The sequence below is a fragment of the Rhodobacter xanthinilyticus genome (assembly GCF_001856665.1).
Taxonomy (GTDB): domain Bacteria; phylum Pseudomonadota; class Alphaproteobacteria; order Rhodobacterales; family Rhodobacteraceae; genus Rhodobacter; species Rhodobacter xanthinilyticus.
Genome location: NZ_CP017781.1, coordinates 14138 through 31855 on the forward strand (window position 1 = coordinate 14138; position 17718 = coordinate 31855).

General features: G+C 63.7%; 14 protein-coding genes and 3 pseudogenes. 9 read left to right on the top strand and 8 right to left on the bottom strand.

What is annotated here, in order from left to right; genetic code table 11:
• The first annotated feature begins 1 nt into the window (after nucleotide 1).
• The 4 genes from LPB142_RS00060 to LPB142_RS00075 are packed head-to-tail and all read left to right on the top strand — an operon-like array spanning nucleotide 2 to nucleotide 7099.
• Nucleotides 2-1666, top strand: coding sequence for an ABC transporter ATP-binding protein (locus LPB142_RS00060; RefSeq protein WP_071165176.1), 1665 nt, complete (start codon nucleotides 2-4; stop codon nucleotides 1664-1666).
• A complete protein-coding gene (gene nirB / locus LPB142_RS00065) occupies nucleotides 1666-4110 on the top strand; it encodes a nitrite reductase large subunit NirB (protein ID WP_071165177.1) in 2445 nt (814 codons plus the stop codon). The genes LPB142_RS00060 and nirB overlap by 1 nt, the downstream gene beginning before the upstream one ends.
• Nucleotides 4107-4439 carry a nitrite reductase small subunit NirD gene (nirD, locus tag LPB142_RS00070; RefSeq protein WP_071165178.1) on the top strand — a complete coding sequence of 111 codons (333 nt, stop codon included), beginning with the start codon at nucleotides 4107-4109 and terminating at the stop codon, nucleotides 4437-4439. The genes nirB and nirD overlap by 4 nt, the downstream gene beginning before the upstream one ends.
• On the top strand, nucleotides 4439-7099 hold the full coding sequence (locus tag LPB142_RS00075) for a nitrate reductase (RefSeq protein ID WP_232230931.1): 2661 nt from the start codon (nucleotides 4439-4441) through the stop codon (nucleotides 7097-7099). Before nirD ends, LPB142_RS00075 begins: the two co-directional genes overlap by 1 nt.
• Before the next feature lie 25 nt (nucleotides 7100-7124).
• Here the strand turns inward: LPB142_RS00075 and LPB142_RS00080 are convergent.
• The 8 genes and pseudogenes from LPB142_RS00080 to LPB142_RS19490 all read right to left on the bottom strand — a co-directional run.
• Nucleotides 7125-7631, bottom strand: a pseudogene (locus tag LPB142_RS00080) (flagellar type III secretion system pore protein FliP); the annotation flags it as partial.
• A gap of 166 nt (nucleotides 7632-7797) precedes the next feature.
• Entirely contained in the window at nucleotides 7798-8562 is a 765-nt protein-coding gene (istB, locus tag LPB142_RS00085) for an IS21-like element helper ATPase IstB (RefSeq protein ID WP_071165181.1), read from the bottom strand.
• Entirely contained in the window at nucleotides 8559-10046 is a 1488-nt protein-coding gene (gene istA, locus LPB142_RS00090; protein WP_071165182.1) for an IS21 family transposase, read from the bottom strand. The genes istB and istA overlap by 4 nt, the downstream gene beginning before the upstream one ends.
• Before the next feature lie 120 nt (nucleotides 10047-10166).
• Nucleotides 10167-10382: pseudogene (locus LPB142_RS00095) on the bottom strand (flagellar type III secretion system pore protein FliP); the annotation flags it as partial.
• A gap of 1 nt (nucleotide 10383) precedes the next feature.
• Nucleotides 10384-10665, bottom strand: coding sequence for a FliM/FliN family flagellar motor switch protein (locus LPB142_RS00100; protein ID WP_068765592.1), 282 nt, complete (start codon nucleotides 10663-10665; stop codon nucleotides 10384-10386).
• Nucleotides 10658-11257: a FliH/SctL family protein gene (locus LPB142_RS00105; RefSeq protein WP_083392552.1), complete on the bottom strand. Its 600-nt coding sequence runs from the start codon at nucleotides 11255-11257 to the stop codon at nucleotides 10658-10660. The genes LPB142_RS00100 and LPB142_RS00105 overlap by 8 nt, the downstream gene beginning before the upstream one ends.
• Nucleotides 11254-12924 carry a flagellar basal-body MS-ring/collar protein FliF gene (gene fliF, locus LPB142_RS00110; protein ID WP_071167062.1) on the bottom strand — a complete coding sequence of 557 codons (1671 nt, stop codon included), beginning with the start codon at nucleotides 12922-12924 and terminating at the stop codon, nucleotides 11254-11256. The genes LPB142_RS00105 and fliF overlap by 4 nt, the downstream gene beginning before the upstream one ends.
• A gap of 50 nt (nucleotides 12925-12974) precedes the next feature.
• Nucleotides 12975-13148 (bottom strand): hypothetical protein, encoded by a 174-nt coding sequence (locus LPB142_RS19490; protein ID WP_232231019.1) that lies wholly within the window; start codon nucleotides 13146-13148, stop codon nucleotides 12975-12977.
• On the opposite strand from LPB142_RS19490, the pseudogene LPB142_RS00115 reads away from it, so the two are divergent.
• The 5 genes and pseudogenes from LPB142_RS00115 to LPB142_RS00135 all read left to right on the top strand — a co-directional run bounded on the left by LPB142_RS00115 (nucleotide 13065) and on the right by LPB142_RS00135 (nucleotide 17660).
• Nucleotides 13065-13489 (top strand): annotated as a pseudogene (locus LPB142_RS00115) (flagellar basal body-associated FliL family protein). The gene LPB142_RS19490 and the pseudogene LPB142_RS00115 overlap by 84 nt on opposite strands.
• Nucleotides 13490-13500: 11 nt before the next feature.
• The gene (locus tag LPB142_RS00120; protein ID WP_068765594.1) at nucleotides 13501-13860 is read left to right on the top strand and encodes a hypothetical protein; all 360 of its coding nucleotides are present in this window, start codon (nucleotides 13501-13503) and stop codon (nucleotides 13858-13860) included.
• Entirely contained in the window at nucleotides 13857-14468 is a 612-nt protein-coding gene (locus LPB142_RS00125; protein ID WP_068765595.1) for a MotE family protein, read from the top strand. The genes LPB142_RS00120 and LPB142_RS00125 overlap by 4 nt, the downstream gene beginning before the upstream one ends.
• A gap of 61 nt (nucleotides 14469-14529) precedes the next feature.
• Nucleotides 14530-15399, top strand: a complete 870-nt coding sequence (gene motA / locus LPB142_RS00130) for a flagellar motor stator protein MotA (RefSeq protein ID WP_068765596.1) — start codon at nucleotides 14530-14532, stop codon at nucleotides 15397-15399.
• A complete protein-coding gene (locus tag LPB142_RS00135; protein WP_071165184.1) occupies nucleotides 15396-17660 on the top strand; it encodes a hypothetical protein in 2265 nt (754 codons plus the stop codon). Before motA ends, LPB142_RS00135 begins: the two co-directional genes overlap by 4 nt.
• Nucleotides 17661-17718 lie beyond the last annotated feature (58 nt).

The window sequence follows — 17718 nt, forward strand, 5'->3', positions numbered from 1 at the left end:
GATGTCCTATCTTGAGCTGAAAAACGTCTCCAAGAGCTTCGGCGAGGGCGCGCATGCGACCCATGTTCTCAAGAACATCTCGCTCTCGGTCCGGGAAGGCGAGTTCCTCGTGATCCTCGGCTTCTCGGGCTCGGGCAAGACCACGCTGATCAACCTGATCGCCGGGCTTGAGCGGCCCGACCGCGGCGAGGTCATCTTCAAGGGCGCGCCGGTCACCGGCCCGGGCCCCGACCGCGGGCTCGTGTTCCAAAGCTACGCGCTGATGCCCTGGCTGACCGTCGAGGGGAATATCGCCCTCGCCGTCGAGGCGGTGCATGGCAAGAAATCGAAAGACGAGCGCGCCCGGATCGTCGCCGAGGCGATCAAGATGGTGGGCCTGTCGCACGCGGTCGAGCGCCGCCCGGCCGAGCTCTCGGGCGGCATGCGCCAGCGCGTCGCGGTGGCCCGGGCGCTCGCGATGAAACCCGAGGTGCTCTTGATGGACGAGCCGCTCTCGGCGCTCGACGCGCTCACCCGCGCCAATGTCGCCACCGAGATCGAGCAGATCTGGGAGGCCGACCGCCGCACCGCGATCTTGATCACCAATGACGTGGACGAGGCGCTGGTGCTCGCCGACCGGATCGTCTGCCTAAACCCCGATGGCACGCTCGGCGAGATGTTCGAGGTGGGCCTTGCCCGCCCGCGCGACCGCTCGGGGATGAACGAAGACCCGGAATTCATGCGCCTGCGCGCCGCGGTCACGACTTACCTGATGGATGTCGGCATTCAGGGCAAGGCCGAGGAAACCCGCCGCCTGCCCGACGTAACGCCGCGCCACGCGATGCCCAAGGCCTATGCCGACGCCTCGGTCGCCCAGAGCCTCGCCGACGACCGCTACCTGCAATTCTCGCAGCTCTACAAGATCTACCCGACGCCGAAAGGCCCGCTGACCGTGGTCGAGGATTTCAACCTGACCGTGAAAAAGGGCGAGTTCATCTCGCTGATCGGGCATTCGGGCTGCGGCAAATCGACGGTTCTGACGATGACCGCGGGCCTCAACTCGATCTCCAAGGGTGCGATCAAGCTCGATGGCGTGCATGTCGAGGGCGCCGACCCCGAGCGCGCGGTGGTGTTCCAATCGCCCAACCTCTTCCCCTGGCTCACCGCCAAGGAGAACGTCGCGATCGGCGTCGACAAGGTCTACCCGAAGGCCAGCCAGGCCGAGCGTCAGGAGGTCGTGGAATATTACCTCGAGCGCGTGGGCCTTGCCGACAGCATGGACAAACCCGCCTCCTCGATGTCGAACGGCATGCGCCAGCGTGTCGGCATCGCCCGCGCCTTCGCGCTCTCGCCGAAACTGCTGCTGCTCGACGAGCCCTTCGGGATGCTCGACAGCCTCACCCGCTGGGAGCTGCAGGAGGTGCTGATGGAGGTCTGGTCGCGCACCAATGTCACCGCGATCTGCGTCACCCATGATGTCGACGAGGCGATCCTGCTCGCCGACCGCGTGGTGATGATGACCAACGGCCCGCGCGCCACGATCGGCAAGATCACCGAGGTCGGCCTGCCGCGTCCGCGCACCCGCAAGGCGCTGCTCGACCACCCCGATTATTACCATTACCGCCAGGAAGTCCTCGATTTCCTTGAAGAATATGAACACGGCGCACATAAGAAGGATGCTGCCTAATGGCCCAGAAACTGGTTGTCATCGGTGCCGGTATGGCCTCTGGCCGGATGCTCGAGCACCTGTTCGAAGAGGCGCCCGGCGCCTATGAGGTCACGCTGTTCAACGCCGAACCGCGCGGCAATTACAACCGCATCATGCTCTCGCCGGTGCTCTCGGGGGAAAAGACCTTCGAGGACATCGTCACCCATGACGAGGCCTGGTATGCGGCGCAGGGCGTGCACACCCGCTTTGGCGAGAAGGTCGTCGCGATCGACCGCGCGGCCAAGATCGTGGTCGGCGAGAAGGGCGAGGTGGCTTATGACAAGCTCGTCCTCGCGACCGGCTCGACGCCCTTCATCATCCCGATGCCGGGCCATCAGCTCAAGGGCGTGGTCGCCTATCGCGACCTCGAGGATACCAATGCGATGATCGCGGCGGCCGACAAGGGCGGGCGCGCGGTGGTGATCGGCGGCGGGCTCCTCGGCCTCGAGGCGGCGGCGGGGCTCAAGCTGCGCGGCATGGAGGTGACCGTGGTCCATATCATGGGCCACCTGATGGAGCGCCAGCTCGACGCCTCGGCGGGCTATCTGCTGAAGAAAGCGCTCGAGGATCGGGGCATCGAGGTGCTCTGCGAGGCCAATTCCGAGGAGATCCTGGGCGAAGACGGCCATGTCCGCGCGCTCAAGCTCAAGGACGGGCGCGAGCTGCCCTGCGATAGTCTGGTGATGGCGGTGGGCATCCGCCCGGGGGTCACGCTCGGCAAGGAGGCCGGGCTCGACTGCGGCCGCGGGATCATCGTCGATGACGCGATGGTCACCTCCGATGCTTCGATCTTCGCGCTCGGCGAATGTATCGAGCATAACGGCCAGATCTTCGGCCTCGTCGCGCCGCTTTATGACCAGGCGAAAGTGCTTGCGAAAACCCTGCAGGGCGAGGCCGCGGCCTATGTCGCGCGCGAGGTCTCGACGAAGCTCAAGGTCACCGGCTGCGATCTCTTCTCGGCGGGCGATTTCGCCGAGGCGCCGGGCCGCGAGGATATCGTGTTCCGCGACCCCGGCCGCGGGGTCTACAAACGCCTCGTGCTCGAGGGCGATCGGCTCGTCGGCGCGGTGATGTATGGCGATACGGCGGATGGCAACTGGTTCTTCGGGCTGATCAAGGACGGCACCGATGTCTCGGCGATGCGCGACACGCTGATTTTCGGGCCGAGCTTCCAGGGGGGCGCCTCCTCGGACCCTCTGGCAGCCGTTGCAGCCTTGCCGCCTGAGGCGGAGATTTGCGGCTGCAACGGCGTGTGCAAAGGCAAGATCGTCGAAGCGATCCAGAACGGCGCGACGACCCTCGACGCGATCAAGGCGAGCACCAAGGCCTCGGCCTCCTGCGGCAGCTGCACCGGGCTCGTCGAGCAGGTGATGGCGGTGACGATGGGCGATGCCTTCGTCCTGCCGAGCGCGACGCCGATGTGCAAATGCACCGAGCTCACCCATGAGGATGTGCGGCTCCTGATCAAGTCGAAAGCGCTCAAATCGATGCCGGCGGTGATGCAGGAGCTCGGCTGGAAAACGCCCGATGGCTGCGCCTCGTGCCGGCCGGCGCTGAACTACTACCTGCTCGCCGACTGGCCGCTCGAATACAAGGACGACCGCCAGGCGCGCTTCGTCAACGAACGCAACCACGCCAATATCCAGAAGGACGGCACCTATTCGGTCGTTCCGCGGATGTGGGGGGGGGTCACCACGCCCGCCGAGCTGCGCGCGATCGCCGATGCGGCGGAGAAATACGACGTGCCGATGGTGAAGATGACCGGCGGCCAGCGGATCGACCTTCTGGGCGTGAAGAAGGAGGATCTGCCGGCGATCTGGGCGGATCTGAACGCGGCGGGCATGGTCTCGGGGCATGCCTATACCAAGGGGCTGCGCACGGTGAAGACCTGTGTCGGCACCGAGTTCTGCCGCTTTGGCACGCAGGATTCGACCGGCCTCGGGATCAGGCTCGAGAAGATGCTCTGGGGCTCGTGGACGCCGCACAAGCTCAAGCTCGCGGTCACCGGCTGCCCGCGCAACTGCGCCGAGGCGACCTGCAAGGATATCGGCGTGGTCTGTGTCGAGAGCGGCTATCAGATCGTGGTCGGCGGCGCGGCGGGGATGGAGGTCAAGGAGACCGAGCTTCTGTGCACGGTCGCGACCGAGGACGAGGTGATGGAGATCATCGCCGCCTTCACCCAGCTCTACCGCGAGAACGCGCGCTACCTGCACCGGATCTACAAATGGCTGGCGAAGGTCGGGCTCGAGTGGTGCAAGGCGCAGGTCGTCGAGGATCTCGCGAACCGGCGCGCGCTGGCCGAGCGGTTCGAGATCTCCCAGTCGGTCTATCGCACCGACCCCTGGGCGGAACATGCGAAACCTTCCGAGCGGGCGAAATGGGCCCCGATCGCGGATCTTACCCTTGTGGAGGCGGCACAATGAGCTGGGTGGATATTGGCGCGCTGGAGGAGATCCCGGCGCAAGGCGCGCGCGTGGTGAAAACGGCGCAGGGCTGCGTGGCGGTGTTCCGCACCGGCGATGATCAGGTCTTCGCGCTCGACGACCGCTGCCCGCACAAGGGCGGGCCGCTCTCGGAAGGCATCGTGCATGGCCATTCGGTGACCTGCCCGCTGCATTCGTGGGTCTTCGACATGTCCTCGGGCGAGGCGCAGGGCGCCGACCAGGGCCATGTGGCCACCTATCCCGCCCGCGTTGAAAACGGCCGCATCCTGCTCGACGCGCGCCGCCTCACTGCCCGGAGTGCCGCCTGATGACCCGCCCCCCGCGTGCCGCCCGCCCCGATCCTGCGTCGATGACGCGCTCGACCTGCCCCTATTGCGGGGTGGGCTGCGGGGTTCTGATCGGGCGCGATGGCGCGGGGGAGATCGTCGTCAAGGGCGACCCGGAGCATCCGGCGAATTACGGGCGGCTGTGCTCGAAAGGCACGGCGCTGGCCGAGACGCTGGGCCTCGAGGACCGGCTTCTGGCGCCGCAGATCGACGGGCGCGAGGCGGGCTGGGACGAGGCGCTCGAGCTCGTGGCGCGGCGGTTTACCGAGACGATCGCGGAGCATGGCCCGGATTCGGTGGCGTTTTATGTCTCGGGGCAGCTCCTGACCGAGGATTACTATGTCGCCAACAAGCTGATGAAGGGGTTCATCGGCTCGGCGAATATCGACACGAATTCAAGGCTTTGCATGGCGTCTTCGGTGGCCGGGCATCGCCGCGCCTTCGGCACGGATACGGTGCCGGGGCTTTATGAGGATCTTGAGCTTGCCGATCTCGTGGTGCTGACCGGCTCGAACCTCGCCTGGTGCCACCCGGTGCTTTACCAACGCCTCGTCGCCGCGAAAGCCGCGCGCCCCGAGATGCGCGTTGTGGTGATCGACCCGCGGCGCACGGCCACCTGCGACATCGCCGATCTGCATCTTGCAGTGGCCTCGGGGGGCGATGCCGCGATCTTCAACGCGCTTCTGGCCGAAATCGCCCGGCGCGGCGCGGTCGACCGCGCGTATCTCGCCCATGTGACCGGCTTTGACGCGGCGCTCGCGGCGGCCGAGGCCTCGGACCCGGCGATGAGCGGGGTCTCGAACGCGGAGTTGGCGCGGTTTTGCGACCTCTGGATCGGCACCGAGAAGGTCGTGACGGTCTATAGCCAGGGGATCAACCAGAGCTCCTCGGGCACCGACAAGGTGAACGCGATCTTGAATTGTCATCTCGCGACGGGGCGGATCGGGCAGCCCGGGATGGGCCCGTTTTCGATCACCGGCCAGCCCAACGCGATGGGCGGGCGTGAGGTTGGCGGGCTGGCGAACATGCTCGCCTGCCACATGGATCTCGAAAACCCGACCCATCGCGCCGCGGTGCAGGATTTCTGGCGCGCGCCCGCGATGCCCGAGGCGGCGGGGCTGAAGGCCGTGGACATGTTCCGCGCGGTGGGCAACGGCAAGATCAGGGCGATCTGGATCATCCACACCAACCCGGTCGTCTCGATGCCCGATGCCGATGCGGTGCGCGCGGCGCTGCGGGGGTGCGATTTCGTCGTGGTGAGCGATGTCACGGCGCGCACCGATACCGCCGCGCTCGCGCATGTTCTCCTGCCGGCGACGGCCTGGGGCGAGAAGGATGGCACCGTGACAAATTCCGAGCGGCGGATCTCGCGGCAGCGGCGCGTGCTGCCGGCGCCCGGGGGGGCTCGGCATGATTGGCGCATTCTGGCCGAGGTCGGGCAGCGGATGGGTTGGCGTGGGGAGTTCTGTTGGACCTCACCGGCCGAGGTTTTTGCCGAATACGCGGCGTTGAGCGGGGTGGGCGGTCGGCTAGGCGTTGATTTCGATATTTCCGAATATTCAGAAATATCCCTGCCGGATTATGCCGCGCTTGAACCCTTCGTCTGGCCACAGGGGCCCGGGCGCAAGGGCGGGCGATTTTTTGCGGATGGCCAGTTCTATACGCCCGATGGCAAAGCGCGCATGATCGCCGTGACGCCGCGCGCCCCGGTCTCTCGGATTTCGGCGGAATTTCCGTTTCGTCTCAACACCGGCCGGACGCGCGACCAGTGGCACACGATGACGCGCACCGCAAAATCGGCCCGCCTCAATCAACATCTCGGGGAGCCCTATCTCGAGATCCATCCGGACGATGCCGCCAGGGTCGGGCTCGAGGCGGCGGGCATCGCGCGGGTAGCCAGCGCAGATGGTGAAGCCCTGCTGCGGGTCTATCTTTCGGATGCGGTGCGCCCGGGCGAGGTTTTCGCGCCGATGCACTGGACCGGCGAAACCGCCTCGGCCGCGCGTATCGATGCGGTTGTGAGCGCGGTGACGGATCCGGTTTCCGGGCAGCCGGAAAGCAAGGCAACGGCGGTTTCGATCACCCCATTCCAAGCGCGCTGGCATGCCTTTGCGGTCGCCGGGGCGACCGAACCATTTCCGAAGTCACGCTATTGGACCAAAGTGCGCTCCGCGACCGGATGGCGCATGGAGCTGGCCGGAGACGCGGCGCCGGAGGATTGGGTGGAAGAGGCGCGCGCGCTTTTTTCCCTGCCCGATGCCGAGGTTGCGACCGTGATCGACGCCGCCCGCGGGACGGCTCGGATCGCATTCCATGATGCGGGGCGCCTGCTGGCCGCAATTTTTGTCGGGCCGGAGCCGATTTCCCTGGCGCGCAGCCATATCGTCAACAAGGTGGGGGGAGAGAATGCGCCGATAGTGCTCGCCGGGCGGCCGGGGGCGGATGCGCCAGATCCGGGCCCGACGATCTGCGCCTGCCTGAACGTCGGGCTGAACCAAATTCGCCGCGCGATCAAGAGTGGCCACGCGTTAACGGTTGCGGCCTTGGGGGAGGCGCTCGGCGCGGGAACCTCCTGTGGCTCCTGCAGGCCGGAGCTCGCCAATCTGATCAATCGGTTCAGCCAGCCAAAGGCCGCCGAATGAGACGGCTTGCCCCGTGAACCCGTCTCTAGAGGTAACTTCTGACCAGGGCATCAGAGATCAGAACCCAGCCATTCGCTACGACGAAAAAGGCGAGTTTGAAGGGCATGGCGACCACCGCCGGGGGCACCATCATCATACCCATCGACATCAGAATGGCCGAGACCACAAGATCTATGATCAGGAACGGGAGATAGACTAGGAACCCGATTTCGAAAGCGCGCGTGATCTCCGACAGCATGAAAGACGGAACGAGCGTCGAGAGCGGGGCGTCTTTCAGTTCGCCGACGAACGGCACTCCGTCGCGCAGGGCGGAAAACGTCGCGAAGGTATCGGTGTCGACGCGGTTTGCCATGAAGCCCCGGAAGGGTGCCATGGCAAGGTCGAAGGCCGGTGCGAGCTCGAGCTGGCCGTTAACCAACGGCTCGATCCCTGTCGTCCAGCTCTGCATGAAGACCGGCTCCATGATGAACCAAGTCAGGAAAAGCGCGAGACTGATGATCAGCATATTGGGTGGTGATTGCTGCAACCCCATGTGTCAACGGCGGAGTAAAATTGGGCCACGGGGCGGCGCAAAATTGGGCCACTTTGGGTTTGCGCGAGACGCGGCTGATGGGCGGCGGCCAGTCAGCCGCGCTCTCCATATAGCTTGCGGGTGACTGGCCGCCTTGGACCGTCAGGTCCAAGTCTGATACTTTGGATCAGGTGTTGTCGCCGGTCTTGCGCGCGCGACTTTGCGCGAGGCGATAGCTTTCGCCGTTCATCTCGAGGATGTTGACGTGGTGGGTCAACCGGTCGAGGAGCGCGCCGGTCAGCCGCTCGGTGCCGAAGGTCTCGGTCCATTCATCGAAGGGCAGATTGCTGGTGATCAGCGTGGCACCGCGCTCGTAGCGCTGGGAGATCATCTCAAAAAGCAGCTCGGCGCCGGTCTTTGACAGGGGCACGAACCCGAGCTCGTCGATGATCAGCAGCTTGACGGCAGCCATCTGCTTCTGGACGCGCAGCAGCCGACGTTCGTCTCGCGCCTCCATCAGCTCGTTGACCAGCGCGGCGGCGGTGGTGAAGCTGACAGACATGCCCTTCTGGCAGGCCGCCAACCCGAGGCCCAAGGCAATGTGGGTCTTGCCGGTTCCGCTGGGGCCAAGGGCGATCACGTTCTCACGCCGTTCGATCCATTCGCAGCGCGCCAGTTCCAGCACCTGCATCTTGTTCAGCTTCGGGATCGCCTTGAAGTCGAAGCTGTCGAGGCTTTTGGTGGCCGGGAACTTCGCAGCCTTGATGCGGCGCTCGACCATCCGCCGCTCGCGGTCAATGAGTTCCAGTTCAACGAGGCGCGACAGGAATTGGACATGGTCCAACCCTTCGGCGGCGCATTGGCGCGCAACCTTCTCGTGTTCCCGCAGGAAGGTGGGCAGCTTCAGCGTCTTCAGATGGTGGGCAAGCAGGATCTTCGGAGCCTCGCTCATTCCGCCGCCTCCGACATCAAGGCCATGTAGCTGGCCGCACGCGTCGTCTCGACGTTCGCCCGCGGCAGGTAGGGGTAGACATCGAGATCAAGCCTTGGGGGGCGCTTCTCGACCTGGCAAAGCACGAGGTGCTTCACGGCGTCAAAGCCGACCGCGCCCAGCTTCAGGGCCTTCTTCACGGCGGCATGCAGGTCATCCATGCCAAAGGTCTCAAGCAGCCGCAGCACCTGCACATACTCGCGGCGCCCCATCTTGAGCATGCGCGCCTCCATCAGGCGGCGCAAAGTCTGGAACTCTTCGGGCAGGTCCCATTCCGCCAGAGGCGCAGCCTGGTCCAAGGCATTGATCTTGCGCTCGATCAGCGGGAGGTAGTGAACCGGGTCGAAGATCATGTCCTCGCGATCGTAACAGCGCGGGTGTCGGGCGATCACCTCCCCGCGACAGCCGATCACGACCTCATCGACATAGCCGCGGATCCAGACATCCTGATGGCCATAGGCGACCGGGACCGAGTAATCGTTGGTGTCATAGCGCACGAGCGACTGCGAGCTGACCCTGCCGCTCGCTTGGTCGCAGGCGTCGAACGGGGCAGTAGGCAATGGGCGCATCGCCGCCAGATCGCGCTGCAGCCTCTCGCCGATCGTCTCCTTGTGACCCCGAAGAATGCGCGTGAGGCGTGCGCAGCACTGCCCTTCAAGGTCGGCGTTGAAGGCGTCCCAACTGGCAAAGTGGGGGATCGGCACCATGTGGTTGCGGCGGGCGTAGCCGACCATCCCCTCGACAGCGCCCTTGTCGTTCCCCTTCCCGGGCCGACCATAGCGATCCCGAAACAGGTAATGCGACTGCAAGCCGCTGAACAGCGTGGCGCGGATGCGCGTGCCATCTGGCTGGATCTTCGAGACCAGGCAGCGGTCGTTATCGTAGAGCACCGACTGCGGCACCCCGCCGAAGAAGGCAAAGGCGCGGACATGCCCGTCTATCCAGGCCTCCGCCGTCGCCGCCGGATAGGCCCGGACGAAATAGGCATCGCTGTGCGGCAGGTCGATGACAAAGAAATGCGCCTTCTGCTCGACACCGGCGATGACGACGACCGCTTCGCCAAAATCGGCCTGAGCATGGCCCGGCGGATGGGCCAGTGGCACGAACATCTCCCGTGTCCGCCGCTCACGCTCACGCACGTAATCCTTGACGATCGTATAGCCGCCGGTGAAGCCATGCTCGGCCTGAAGCCGTTCCCATATCCGCTTGGCCGTATGACGCTGCTTGCGATGCACCGCCTTGTCGGCTTCAAGCCAGGCGTCAATGAACTCGGTGAACCCGTCCAGCTTCGGCCGCCTGATCGGCTTGTCCCGCCGGTAGCCAGGCGGCACCGAGAAGGCCAACATCTTCTCAACCGTCCCGCGCGAAATGTTGAAATGCTTCGCCGCCGCCCGCGCGCTCATGCCCTCGGCACACGCCAAGCGAACCTTCTTGTAAAGTTCCACGGTATAAATCTCCCCACCCTCCCTGCTGCCGCAAGAAGGGAAAAGTGGCAGGATTTTACTCCGCCCGCAGCGAGACGATCCCGCCGCTACCGTGGCCTAATTTTGCACCGCCGTTTCCACCATGGCTTGGCGCAAGAGCGACAAGACCGTTACGATAAACGGGAAACAGGTCACCATGATCGCGAGGCCTGGCGCGATGCTGAGAAGCGTGATCGCGGCAATCAGCAACATCGACCGGCCGGCGAGGCTTTCAGACCCCGCGAGATCGAAGGAGATCTGCTGTGCGGCCGCCGGGCTGGCCACCAGAATTAACGTTAATATCAGGACGAGACGCATATCAGAGGCCGTTCTGCAGATCGACGACCTCGGTGAGCCGCACCGCAAGCTGCCCACTATCACCTTCAATCTCGGTCAACTCACCGCGCGCGATCAATTTATCGCCGACGTAAAGCTCGACCGGGTCGTCGACCCGCCGATCGAGAGGGAGAATGGCATCCTGCTTCATGCGAAGCAGGTCGCGGATCAACGGGCGGGCCTTGCCGACGGAAATGGTGATCTCGATGGGAACCTGAGAGAACGGGTTTCCGCTGTGACCATCCGCTTTGAAGCTGTCATCCATGAGCTTGCTCCTTGGATTGCGTATTGAAATAGGTCGCGATCGCCTCTTGAATGAGCGCGATCACACCATCGAGGTCGATGCAGGTTTCCGTCTCGGTGAAGCGAAGATAGACTTGGCTCTCGCCGAGCGTCGGCTCCGCTTGAAATACCAGCGGCAATTCGGTTTCCGCCGAGAGAATCTCGCGGATTTGCGGCATGGCGAGCGGATTGCTGACAACCGTGATTGGGGTCGAGGCCAAACTCTCCGCCAGCGGAGCGAGTTGTTCCGCGATGATCGGCGCAAGCGTTTCGCGCGCGACGACCGGCAGAACTTTTGCGGCCATATCTTCGAGGAGCGGCTTCAGCGCACTCAGGACATGCTGCCGCACATCATGGTAGGTGAAGGACAGATCTCGCAGATTCTGACCCAGATCAGCGCGCAAACGCGCTGCCTCCGAGTCTTGCGCGGCAATCGCATCATCCCAGCCTGCAGTGTAACCTTTTTCGAAGGCGGCCAAACGCGCCTCCTCAAACTCAGCGGGATCAAGGGAGATCTGCGGCGAAGGCACCTCCGCAATCTCGAAGGACTGTAGTTTCAAGCGATTCTGCGTCACGCTTTCTCCTCCTGATCTTCCATCCAGCTGCGGAGAATCTCGACGGTCTCGGCCTGACGTTCTTCAATGAGGCGTTTCAGTCGGGCGACCGGATCCGCATCGACGGAGTCATCTCCGAACCCGGGGCCCATCGCCATCGGCATTTGCAGATCCCCGAGGTTGAAGTCGGAAACCACGGCCATATCGCCCATCGGCAGGTCATCCTCCGCGATTTCACCCGTCAACGCCGGGAACTCTTCACCGCTCCGCGCTGGCGGCGGAAGCTCGGCGACGGCGTCGCGCGCCGGTTGCGTGAGGATCGGACGCATGACGAACAGACCCAGGACCAGCGCGACGATTGCGAGGACCGCAACCTGAATCAACTGCATGATGTTCAGATTGGCCAAGGGGAGGAAGCTCGCCGTCGCTTCGCTGCCGGCTTCGGGCGCGGGCGTGAACACCATCGAGCGCAGGGTAATCACGTCCCCGCGCTGCTCGTCGAAGCCAACGGCCGATGCGACAAGCTCGCGCAGCGCGGTCAACTCTTCATCCGGGCGGGGTTGCCAGGTGGTCGCCCCATTCGCATCCGTTGCCTCGACACCGTCAACCAGAACAGCCACCGTAAGACGCTTGATCGCCCCCGGCGCTCGCAAGACCTCGCGCGTAGTCTCGGAAACCTCGTAATTGGTCCGCTCCCGCGTCTCGGAGGAATTGCTTTGCGACTTGCCGCCGGCGCCACCCGCTCCTTCGGGCAGATTCGAGGCAACCGTCACCGAGCCGGGCTTGGTATCATCGGCGCTATTGCTGCGCTCCTCCGTATCGGTCGAGATCGCGACGCGTTTTTCGGGGTCGAAGAGACGCTCGGTGATTGCCTCGCGCTCCGTGGCCGTCTCGACCGAAACCTCGACAACGGCTTTTCCATAGCCCACGCGGGCCTCCAGCAAACGCTCCACATTCCGCTTGAGCTCCGCCGCGCGATCCTCTCCTGCCTGCGCAGGCGTGCCCTCATCACCCGAGGAAATCAGCCCTCCGGCGCCGTCGATCACCGAGACATCTTCCGGGGTCATCCCGGAAACCGCTGAAGACACAAGATATTTCAGGGCCTTCGCCTGATTCGGCGGCAATGTTCCGGTCGCGGTGATGACCGTTACCGAGGCCGAGGGGTGAAGATCCTTCTGAAAAGGCTTGCCGACCGGGTTCGCGATGTGCACGCGCGCAGAGCGGATAGCAGGGTTCGACACGATGGTCCGAGCGAGCTCGCCTTCCTTCGCGCGCCAATAGGCAGCATCGAACATCTGCGACGTCGTCCCGAAACCCGAAAGCGAATCGAGGAGCTCATAGCCCGCGCCGCCGGTCGCCGGCAGCCCTTCCGCGGCGAGATTCATCCGCAATTCGTCGCGCATCGGCGCCTCGACGTAAATGGAATCGCCCCGCACCTCATATTTCGCGCCACGCTGTTCTAGCGCCGCCACAACCTCACCGGCCTGCGCCCCCTCGAGCCCCGCGTAAAGCAAAGCCATATCCGGCCTGGACGCTACGCTCGAAAGCGCAAGAACGGCCGCAAACATGAGAGCTGTCGCCCCCGCCACGATGATGCGCCGACGCGTGTCGAGTGCCTGCCAAACGGCCATCAGCTGTTGCAAGATCCACCTCCTGCGATTGGACTTCTGCCCTGTCGTCTTGGCCATCATTCTCAGATTGGCCTTAACAATCGGTTAGTGGATCTCGGGGTATAGCGTTAAGCGACGAAGAAATCGGTGACGCCATGTCTGAACCAGCGATCGAGGGCGAAGAGGCCCCCAAGAAGAAGTCGAAGCTCCCGCTCATCATCGGTCTTGTGCTGATGCTGGCGCTTGGGGGCGGGGCATTTTTTGCGGTGTATTCCGGGATGATCCTGGGCGGTGGCGCGCATGAAGAGGCCCCCCCGCCGAGGAACACACACCCGAGGCGCTTCCCGCGATCGCCTTCGTGCCCCTGGACCCGATGGTGATTTCGCTTTCCGGCGGCAATGCGCGGCATCTGCGATTCTCCGCGCAGCTCGAAGTTCCCCTTCAATATCAAAAGGATGTAGAGCTTCTGAAGCCGCGGATCATGGATATTCTCAACGGTTACCTGCGCGCAATCGAGGTCTCCGAACTGGAGGATAGAACCGCGCTCTTCCGGATGCGCGCGCAGATGCTGCGCCGGATCCAGATCGTCGTGGGGGAGGGTCGCGTCAACGATCTTCTCGTCATCGAATTCGTGCTGAACTGAGGAGGACGCCCATGCAACTGATTTCCGATATCCTGCTGGGCGCCGCCGCCTTGGCCGCCGCAGTCTATTGCATCGTTCTGTCGCGGCGACTCACCCGCTTCAACCAGCTCGAAAGCGGCATGGGCGGGGCGATCGCGGTGCTCTCGGCGCAGGTTGACGACATGACAAAGGCGCTCGTGCGTGCCCAGGCGACGGCAGCCGCCTCTGCGGAGCAGTTGAAGGCCCTGACCGAGCGCGCCGAAAACGGTGCCGAGAGACTCGAGATCATGCTCGCCTCCCTGCACGATCTTCCCGACTCCGATACCGACTCACGGCGCCACCGGGTGGTTCGGCGGCGCGGGCGGACCAATGATCTGGAGGCCGCAGAATGAAGCCGAAACCCGCCTCGAAACCCTCACCAGCCAAGCGTAAACGCAAGTTCAGGCCCGGACGTGGCAGTCTCATCCTGATCGCGACTCTCTTTCTGTCCGCCGGCTTGATCCGGCTCGGAAATGGCGTCGGCGCAGCCCTCGCGCGCGCCGCCGAGCCGACCGCAACGGCAGATGAGGCGCAGCAGGAATGTACGACGGATGCCGGAACGCTCGCGCTTCTGTCCGAGATTCAGGCGCGTGAAAAACGGCTGGCGGAGCGAGAAGGTTTGTTGGCCGACCGCGATCAAGCGGTGAAGCTCGCCCAAAAGCAGCTCGAAACGCGGCTGGTAGAGCTGAAGGCTGCGGAGGAGGAGCTGGCCAAGACCGTTGCGATCGCAGACAGCGCCGCGGATGCGGATGTGACCCGGCTCGTGACCCTTTACGAGAACATGAAGCCAAAGGAGGCCGCGCCGCTGTTCGAGGAAATGGCTCCGGATTTCGCAGCAGGCTTCCTGGCCCGCATGCGTCCCGATGCGGCTGCGGCGGTTCTCGCCGGGCTTGACCCAAAGACGGCGTATTCGATCAGCGTGATCATGGCGGGGCGCAACGCAAATGCCCCGAAAAATTGATCTGATCAGGCTTTGTTAACGACAATCTGACACGATCAGGAAAATTCAAGGAGGCAGCCCGATGATTGGTATTGTCGGCATCGTGATCATCTTCGTGATGGTCTTTGGCGGCTATGTCGCCGCGGGCGGGAAGATGGGGATCATTCTGAAAGCCCTGCCTTTCGAGTTCATCATGATCGGCGGTGCCGCCGCTGGCTCCTTCGTGCTCTCCAATGATCTTGCGGCCATCAAGCATACGCTGAAAGACGTCGGCAAGGTTTTCAAAGGACCAAAGTGGAAACCCGGCGACTACCGTGACCTTCTGTGCCTTCTCTTCGAACTGATCCGCCTTGCCCGTCAAAACCCGGTCGCGATCGAAGAGCACATCGAAGCGCCGGAGAACTCCTCGATCTTCGGAAAATATCCGAAGATCCTCGGCGACCATGAAGCGATCGAGATGATCTGTGACACGATGCGGTCCGCATCGATGAACTACGATGACCCCCATCAGGTGGAAGAGGTGCTCGAAAAGCAACTCGACGCCAACTTCCACCACGCCATGCATTCGAGCCATGCGATCCAGTCAATCGCAGATGCCATGCCAGCCCTTGGGATCGTCGCCGCGGTCTTGGGCGTTATCAAGACCATGGCCTCGATTGACCAACCGCCCGAAATCCTTGGCAAGATGATCGGTGGCGCGCTCGTCGGCACATTTCTGGGCGTTTTTCTCGCTTACGGGTTCGTGGCGCCTTTCGCAACGCGCATCAAGGCCGTGATCGAGGAGGACAGCCATTTCTACAAGCTGATTCGGGAGGTACTGGTCGCGAACCTGCACAATCACGCCACCAACATCTGCATCGAGGTTGGTCGCCAGAACACGCCGCATCATATCCGGCCGAGCTTTTCCGACCTGGAGGAAGCCCTCAAGGCGGTGAAATCGGAGGCCGCATGAAATCGCTCCTCACAGCAGCCCTTCTTGTTCTGGCGGTGCCAGCCTTCGGCCAAGAGGTTCTGGTGCGCTCGGGCGAGCATGAAGAATTCACCCGGCTGGTCGTGATGTTGCCGGCTGGCAGCACCTGGACGCTCGAGGCGGATGAGCGCGGCTATCGACTTGAGACCCCGGGCGCAAAGCATGACTATGATTTAACTAACGTTTTCCGTTTCATCCCGAAAACCCGCGTGCAAGGCATCTCCGCCGAGAATGCAGGCAAGGGGCTCAGCTTCAGTATCCCCGAGACTGTTGTCGCCGAAGCATTCCAGCTTTCGGATGGGCCGGTCGTCATCGACTTTCGCGAGGGGACACGCCCCCAACCCCTGCAGGAGCGATCTCAGAACCAGGTGGCCTTGCCGATGCCGAGCCGGCCGCTTGCACCGAACCTTGACAAGTTCTTGCAAAGTCGCAGTTTCCCGGTAACGGAAAGTCTGGAAAGCGCCGAGACGTCCCCCGAGACGACGGCGCGCGCAGCCCTCCCCCTGGAGGCCCCTGATCCGCGCATCCAGAAGGCAGAATCAGAGCTTCTCGAACAACTGAGCCGCGCCGCGTCGCAGGGGCTGCTCAGCCTCGATATCCCTAAACACGAGATACCGAAGGCCCCCGGCACCGAAACAAGCGAGACCCAGCCCCCCGCTCCGTCAGAGGAGCCGACCTATCGCGCCGCGGACCATATCGCCATCCAATCCGAGACCGCGATCGATCGCGAAACACTCGACCTCGCGCTGGGAACTTCTTTCAGCGACAGCGGCGCGGGCTGTTGGGATGACACGGATGTCGATCCCGCGTCATGGATTGATGACCGCCCACCGGAAACGCAAATCGGTGAGGCAAGACGGGCGCTCGTTGGAGAGTTCGACGAGCCGCAAGTTGCGGACGCGATCAAACTCGCGCAGATCTACGTGGCATATGGGTTCGGCTTCGAAGCGCGCTCGGTCCTGCAGAGCCTCGACATCCCGCCGGATCAAAGCGCTCCGATCAACGAACTCGCGAAGCTTGTCGACGAACAACCCGTCGGCGAGCAATCCGATCTGCGCAAGATGGGCGGCTGCGATGGAAAAGTCGCGCTTTGGGCGCTGCTGGCCAGTGAGTCTCCAAAATTGCGAAGCGATTACAACGTTGGCGCCATTCAAAGGGCCTATTCCTCCCTGCCGCCAGTGTTGCGCACCATCATTGGGGAACGGCTGGTCGAGCGGTTGATCGCCATCGGTGCCCCTGACATCGCGGATTCTATTCGCCTCGCTCTGCAACGCGGTTCCGGGCAACCTTCGGAAACGCTCAATCTCGTGGAGGCGAGGGTGGCCCATGCCGAAGGGGCCCCCGAGAAAGCCGAACCGCTCTTGGAAAAACTGGTCAAGAACAACGACAATGCGGCTCTTACCGCGTTGATTCTTCTGGTCCAGGGGCGCCTCGAGCGGGGGGAAGCGGTCGACGATGCGACGATCGATCAGACCGGAGGGCTCGCTTACGAGCTTCTTCCCTCTGACGACGGGATCGCGCTGCTGCGCGCGCATATGCTCGGTCTCGGCTCGGTGGGCCGTTTCGGGGAAGCCTTCTCGGCGATGCAATCCTGGCCGGAGGGCAAGGAGCAGGCGCTTCAACAGGAAACCACTCGAGATCTGTTCGCCCAACTGGCGGATGTGCCTGACGATGCGATCTTCTTGCGGAGCTATTTCGCGCAAAGCCGCCGTGTGCCTACGGCGGCCCTGTCGCGAGATCTGCGCGTAAAACTGGCAAATCGCCTTCTGGATCAAGGCTTTGGTCGCGCCGCGAGAGCCGCGCTTGGCGCCGAGGCTTTCTCTTTCGACGCGGGGCGCGTTCTTCTGGCGCGCGCCGCGCTCGAAGATCATGACGCGCCGTCCGCGCTCGCGCATCTGGATGGTGTGCCCTCCCCGGAAGCGGAGGAACTGCGCGCGCAGGCGCTGAAAGCCTTGGGCGAACATATGGCGGCGCAGGCCGCGTTTCGCAAAGCCGGAAACTCCGAAGCGGCCGTCGCCGAGGCCTGGCGCGCCGGCGATTGGGCCAGCGTTGGCGCGGGCGGGGCCGAGGAACAACAGCGGATCGTCGAGCTTTACGGGCTTGCGCCACCGGCAACCCCCGAGACCGACCCCGCGCCGGAACAAGGCCTGCTCACGAAATCCCGCTCTCTTCTCGAACAGAGCAAAGCGGAGCGCGAGGCTTTCGGTGCGCTCATGGACAAACTTTCGACCGAGGATCAGTAGACCCGCCAGCTGACTTGCCCGCCGCCGCCGTCAACCACCCACGAAACCGCAGCAAAGG